Source organism: Candidatus Propionivibrio aalborgensis (assembly GCF_900089945.1).
GTDB lineage: Bacteria > Pseudomonadota > Gammaproteobacteria > Burkholderiales > Rhodocyclaceae > Propionivibrio > Propionivibrio aalborgensis.
Map to the genome: position 1 here is coordinate 1 of NZ_FLQY01000115.1, position 615 is coordinate 615.

The 615-nt window shown below is 52.8% G+C and carries 1 protein-coding gene; it reads right to left on the reverse strand.

Annotated elements, in window-relative coordinates:
• Positions 1–39: 39 nt before the first annotated feature.
• Positions 40–615: glycogen/starch/alpha-glucan phosphorylase (locus PROAA_RS07245; protein ID WP_186410705.1), on the reverse strand; the 576-nt coding region annotated here is incomplete at its 5' end.

Here is a 615-nt window from a genome sequence, read left to right on the forward strand (position 1 = left end):
CCACGGCACAAGGAAATTACTTCTGCTTTGCTCAGCATATCAAACCTTCTTGAGAAATGCGCCCATATCCCAGGTGTTGATGGCGTAGTCTCGAATGGTGCGATCCGAGGAGAAGCTGCCCATGCCTGCGACGTTGAGAATGGCTTTGCGATGCCACTCGTCCGGCGTCTTGTAGAGGGTATCGACCTTAGCTTGGGTGGCGATGTAGTCTGCGTAGTCAGCAAGCAGCAGGTAATGGTCTCCGTAATTCACCAGGCAATTAAAGATGTCGTGATATCGCCTCTTGTCTGTGGGTGAAAAGAAACCGCCATCAAGCTTGTTCAGGGTTTCATTGAGCATCGGATTCTTTTGATAAATGGCTTTCGGATCATACCCGGCCTTCCTGATGGCTTCGACTTGCGGCGTTGTGTTGCCGAAGATGAAGATGTTCTCTGCGCCCACGTTGTCCCGAATCTCGATATTGGCGCCATCCTCGGTGCCGATGGTAAGCGCCCCGTTCAACGAGAACTTCATATTCCCAGTGCCTGAAGCCTCGGTACCGGCTGTGGATATTTGCTCGGACAGGTCGGCCGCCGGCATGATCAATTCCGCTACCGAGACCCCATAATTCGGGAC